The sequence below is a fragment of the Mesorhizobium sp. M7A.F.Ca.CA.002.05.1.1 genome, assembly GCF_003998335.1.
Lineage (GTDB): Bacteria > Pseudomonadota > Alphaproteobacteria > Rhizobiales > Rhizobiaceae > Mesorhizobium.
In genome coordinates this window covers 1-4,806 of record NZ_RZQI01000449.1, presented here as the reverse complement: position 1 = coordinate 4,806, position 4,806 = coordinate 1, and the positions used below count along the sequence as shown (strand labels likewise).

The following is a 4,806-nucleotide window of genomic DNA, read 5'->3' as shown; positions in this document are numbered from 1 at the left end:
GTCGGCTTGGGGTCGGCCTGCTTGACCGGCTCGGGCTTGACCTCTTCCTTGGGCGTGGGCGCCGGCGCCACTTCCGTTGCCGGGGTGGGCTTGGGCTTCTCCTGCGGCTTCGGCACGTCCTCGGGCTTCGGCTTTTCGATCGGGGTCGGCGCGGGCGGCGGAGCCGAGGTCGTGTCGACGGGCTTCGGCTTGGCTTCCGGCGTTATCGGCTTGTCGGTGTCGACGCTGTTCTCACCGACCTTCTGCGCGTCCGGAACGATGTCCGGGCGCTGCGTCGGCACAGGTGCCGGCTTTTCATGCATCACGGCCTTCTTGTCGCCCTGCAACGTCTGCGCAATGGCTTCCATCGGCACGATATCGACCGCGACCGACTCGACGTCGGACGACGGAAGTGCCGCCGGCGCCGTCAGCGTGAACAGGCCGAAGGTCAGCGCCGCCGTATGCAAGATCACCGATGTGGTGAGGCCGGTCTTCATCGCGCGTCTATTGGTCCTGTTCCTGCAGTGAAACCAAGCCGATGTTCTTGTAGCCAGCGGCCGAAATGCGGGCCATCACCTTCATCGCCGTGCCATAGTCGGTGGACTTGTCGCCGCGGATGAAGATGCGCTCCTCATAGCCGGTCTTCGAGATCGCCTGCAGCTTGGCCACCAGCTCCTCGATCGGGATCTCGGTTTCCTGCAGATAGATCTGGCCGGCGGCGTTGATCGAGACGGTGATCGGCTGCGTGTCGGCATTCATCGCCTTGGCCTGCGTATCCGGCAGGTCGATCGGCACGCCGACCGTCAGCATCGGTGCGGCGACCATGAAGATGATCAGCAGCACCAGCATCACGTCGACCATCGGCGTGACGTTGATCTCGGACATCAGTGCATGGTGACGGCCGCGCCGCCTGTGGCCGCGCCCGCCGCGCCCTCCCATGCCCATGGACATACCCATCTGCTACTCCTCAGGCCTTGGGGGCCACTTTTTCATCGATTTGGCGCGAGAGTATGGCGGAGAACTCGTCGGAGAACCCTTCCATGCGCACGGCTATCTTGCTCGCATCGGACGACAGCTTGTTGTAGGCGATGACGGCCGGAATGGCGGCGAGCAGGCCGATGGCCGTCGCCAGCAACGCTTCGGCGATGCCCGGCGCAACCACTGCGAGACTGGTGTTCTTGGAGCCGGCGATCGCCTGAAACGACGTCATGATGCCGATGACGGTGCCGAACAGGCCGATGAAAGGTGCCGCCGAGCCGGTGGTGGCGAGGAAACCTAGGCGGCCTTCCAGCTTTTCCATCTCGCGGGTCAGCGCCAGGTCCATCGCCTTGTCGATGCGGGTCTGCAGGCCGAGCGGCGACTTGGCGCCCTTCTCGAAACTCTTCTTCCACTCGCGCATGGCGGCGACGAAAATGGCGCCCATGCCGGTGGTCTTGCGGTCGGCGAGCGTGCGGTAGAGCTCCTCCAGCGACTGCCCCGACCAGAACACCTGTTCGAACCGGTTGAGCGCCAGCCGCATGCGGGCATAGGAAACCAGCTTGTCGACGATGATCGCCCAGGTCCAGACCGAGGCGCAGAGCAGGCCGATCATGACCAGCTTGACAACCCAGCTGGCCGAAACGAACAGCGACCAAACCGACAATTGCGCGCCCGGGTCGGCGAGTGCGATATTTTCCATCGTTACGTCCTTAAGATTTTCCGGGCGAAGCTGGCGGCTGGCCCCTGGCATCCCTTGTGGTCGGTTCGCACGAAGCTACCGGAACAACCCCAAACTGTGCCGTTATCGGCCTTTTCGGGGCAAATATTGGTGAAAGGAAGGCGTTCGATAACGCCAATCTTCACCAATCTCTTCATGAACCGTTATGGTTAAGGATGGGTTAGTATATAAGGCGCGGCGCATTGCCACGCCCAATGGCAAGGCCATCAATTCAATGGCTGCGCTAGGGTGTGCTGAGATTCAGGTCAGGCCGAGCCGAAAGCGGTAGATTCCGAGAACCGGAGCGGAGCGTACTTTCGTACGTGAGCACAGTTCTACCGCGATGCGGTAGAACGGGGAAGCGCAGGAAGCTGCTGTTTGCAGGCCGGCATCACCTGAATATCAGCGCACCCTCGGCATGAATGCCGCCACCCATTCCCTGGGAAAACGCCTTGGGCGGCCATTCTCACCGATGATCGCCGCCTCGACCTTGGCCTCGACCAGCAGTTCGTCGCCACGCTTGAGCTGCTGCGCCATGAAGATGCGCGCGCCGGAAATCTCCTCGGTGCGGGTGTCGACCGTCAGGATGTCGTCGATGCGGGCGGGGCCGCGAAAGTCGATCTCCATGCGGCGCACCACCCAGACTATTCTTTCGCCATGCTTGCCATCGGCAAGCTCTGTGTGGTGCACGCCGGTCAGCCGGAGATAGTCGGAGCGACCGCGTTCGAAGAATTCGAGATAGCGCGCATGGTAGACGACGCCGGAGAAATCGGTGTCGGCATAATAGACCCGCGCCATCAGCCGATGGCCGAACGTGGTCAGCGCGCCGGAAAGCCCGGCCAGCAGCGTCGCCGATTCACCATGATCGCCCATTGCGCTTCCTTTTTCAGCCCCGACCAGGCACCGGTTTCCCGCGGAACATAACATCGGATGGCACTGTTGACGGCGATGATCAAGAGTTTGACGGCGGCGCTGTTCGTGCTCGTGGCTTTGGCGCTGCCTGGCCAGGCCGCGACATTCTCGATGAAGCGCGGCCTCAACCTCGACCAATGGGTCACATGGCCCGGCGAAGACCAGTGGGGCGACGCCGAAGCCATCCTGCCCTATCCGGAATGGCGCAAATTCCTTGGGGAGAACGACCTCAAGGCGCTGAAGGATGCCGGCCTCGATTTCCTGCGCATGCCGGTCGACCCTTCGCCTTTCCTGTCCGACCAGACCGTGGCCTTGCGTGACGACCTCTATGCCAGCGTGCTGGACTCCGTGCGCATGATCAACCGCGCCGGCCTGAAGGTTATCGTCGACATGCACCTGATCCCGGCCGGCGGCAGCCGCAAGATCGGCATGGCTGAAGTGATGGACGACCCGCGGACCTTCGACGCCTATGTCGAGATGGTCCGCAAGATGGCCCGCACGCTGGCCGGCGAAGATCCCACCCAGGTTGCCTTCGAGCCGATGAACGAACCGATCGTCGACTGCGACAGCGATGGCACCAGCCTGTGGCCGGACCGCCAGCGCAAACTGTTCGCCGCGGCGCGATCCTCGGCGACGAAACTGACCCTCGTGCTGACCGGCGCCTGCTATTCCGCGGCGAGCTCGCTGGAGAAGATCGACCCGAAGGCGATCCCTGACGACAACGTCATCTGGACCTTCCATTCCTACGATCCGTTCCTGCTCACCCATCAGGGAGCGACCTGGGCCGGCGACTTCATCCCCTATGTGACTGGCCTGCCCTATCCGTTGACCGCGGTGCCCAAGGCACAGCTCGACGTGACGCTCGACACCATCCGCGCCAGGATCAAGGCCGAGGCCCCGTGGACACGGCAGAGCGGCCTGCTTGCCTATCTCGACGAACAGGTCGCCAGCATGGACAGTCCCGACAAGTTGCTGGGCCTCATGGATGCGCCGTTCAAAAAGGTCGAGGCATGGGCGAAGGCCAACGGCGTCAAGCCGGAAAACATCTCGCTGGGCGAGTTCGGCATGATCCGCCAGGAATATGGCAACGCCTATGTGATGCCCGCCGAGTACCGGGCCGCCTATGTCAGGGACATGATCGGGCGCGCCGAAGCGCACGGCTTCTCATGGGCGGTGTGGAGCTATGGCGGCGCCTTCGGCATCGTCGACGCCTTCAACGGCGACAAGGCCGAACCGGATGTAATGGACGTGATCCGCGGGCTGCATTGATCGCTCAGCCAAGATCGGTCGAGAAGATTCCGGGCGCATTCAAAAAACGTACCGACGCAATGCTGAGCCAATGCCCGAGACGACGGGGCGGCGCACTGGAAAATTACTCTTCCTGGAACAGGTTGATCTGCTGCTGCGCCAGATCCTTCGGCGCGTCGAGGCCGAGATGGCGCCAGGCATTGGCCGTCAGCATGCGGCCGCGCGGTGTGCGCTGGATGAAGCCCTGCTGGATCAGATAGGGCTCGATGATGTCCTCGATGGCATCGCGCGGCTCTGACAGGCCGGCGGCGATCGTCTCGATGCCGACCGGCCCGCCGCCGAAATTGCGCGCGATCATGCTGAGATACCGCCGGTCGAGCGCGTCGAGGCCGAGCGCATCGACCTCCAGCCGGGTGAGCGCCTCGTCGGCGATCTTGCGGTCGACATGGCCGTCGCCGGCCACCGAGGCGAAATCGCGCACACGGCGTAAGAGCCGGCCGGCGATGCGTGGCGTGCCGCGCGCACGCCGCGCGATCTCCAGCGCACCGTCGTCGCCAAGCGGCATTTGCAGGATGCGGGCGCCGCGCCGCACGATCTGCTCCAGCTCTTGGACCGTGTAGAAATTGAGCCGTACCGGAATGCCGAAACGGTCGCGCAGCGGATTGGTGAGCAGGCCGAGCCGCGTGGTGGCGGCGACGAGCGTGAAGCGGGCAAGGTCGATCTTGACCGAACGCGCCGCCGGTCCTTCGCCGATGATCAGGTCGAGCTGGAAATCCTCCATCGCCGGATAAAGGATCTCCTCCACCGCCGGGCTCAGCCGATGGATCTCGTCGATGAACAGCACGTCGCCTTCCTCGAGATTGGTCAGCAGCGCGGCAAGATCACCGGCCTTGGCGATGACGGGACCCGAGGTCGAGCGGAAATTGACGCCGAGTTCGCGCGCCATGATCTGCGCCAGCGTCGTCTTGCCG

General features: G+C 63.6%; 5 protein-coding genes and 1 pseudogene. 1 reads left to right on the top strand and 5 read right to left on the bottom strand.

Annotated features, from left to right (window positions below; genetic code table 11):
• The 4 genes and pseudogenes from EN939_RS21220 to ybgC all read right to left on the bottom strand — a co-directional run.
• Positions 1–476: pseudogene (locus EN939_RS21220) on the bottom strand (hypothetical protein); the annotation flags it as partial.
• A gap of 7 nt (positions 477–483) precedes the next feature.
• Complete coding sequence (gene tolR, locus EN939_RS21215; protein ID WP_023811855.1) at positions 484–936, bottom strand: protein TolR; 453 nt, start codon at positions 934–936, stop codon at positions 484–486.
• Positions 937–946: 10 nt separating this feature from the next.
• Positions 947–1,657 (bottom strand): protein TolQ, encoded by a 711-nt coding sequence (gene tolQ / locus EN939_RS21210; RefSeq protein ID WP_013529145.1) that lies wholly within the window; start codon positions 1,655–1,657, stop codon positions 947–949.
• A gap of 420 nt (positions 1,658–2,077) precedes the next feature.
• The gene (ybgC, locus tag EN939_RS21205) at positions 2,078–2,548 is read right to left on the bottom strand and encodes a tol-pal system-associated acyl-CoA thioesterase (RefSeq protein ID WP_127269539.1); all 471 of its coding nucleotides are present in this window, start codon (positions 2,546–2,548) and stop codon (positions 2,078–2,080) included.
• A gap of 57 nt (positions 2,549–2,605) precedes the next feature.
• Between ybgC and EN939_RS21200 the strand changes: the two genes are divergently transcribed.
• On the top strand, positions 2,606–3,856 hold the full coding sequence (locus EN939_RS21200; protein WP_127269538.1) for a glycoside hydrolase family 5 protein: 1,251 nt from the start codon (positions 2,606–2,608) through the stop codon (positions 3,854–3,856).
• 103 nt (positions 3,857–3,959) lie between these two features.
• Here EN939_RS21200 and ruvB read toward each other — a convergent pair.
• Positions 3,960–4,806 (bottom strand): Holliday junction branch migration DNA helicase RuvB (gene ruvB / locus EN939_RS21195; protein ID WP_127269537.1); only part of this gene is annotated, 847 nt, incomplete at its 5' end.